Origin of the sequence: Plebeiibacterium marinum (assembly GCF_026013615.1) — a bacterium.
Lineage (GTDB): Bacteria > Bacteroidota > Bacteroidia > Bacteroidales > Marinilabiliaceae > Saccharicrinis > Saccharicrinis marinus_A.
Map to the genome: position 1 here is coordinate 1 of NZ_JAPDPI010000174.1, position 332 is coordinate 332.

The following is a 332-nucleotide window of genomic DNA, read 5'->3' on the forward strand; positions in this document are numbered from 1 at the left end:
GTATATGAAGTATGTGATTCAAATGGTGCTTGCGATCAGGCTACTGTAGTTATTACCATTAATGCTATTGCTGATAATAATGCACCGGTTGCCACCAATGATGTTGCAAGTGTAGACGAGGATGGCGTGTTAAATGGAACAACACTATTGTCTAATGACAGCGATCCTGATGGGGATGAACTAACCATTAATACAACTCCGGTAACAGGGCCAACCAATGGTAGTTTAGTTATCAACGCTGATGGAACATACACTTATACACCAGATGCCGACTTTAATGGAGAAGATTCTTTTGTATATGAAGTATGTGATTCAAATGGTGCTTGCGATCA

Annotated in this window: 1 protein-coding gene; it reads left to right on the plus strand. The window is 40.1% G+C overall.

The window, feature by feature from the left end:
- A partial coding sequence (locus OM074_RS21360; RefSeq protein ID WP_301202736.1) for an Ig-like domain-containing protein occupies positions 1–332 on the plus strand: 332 nt, incomplete at both ends.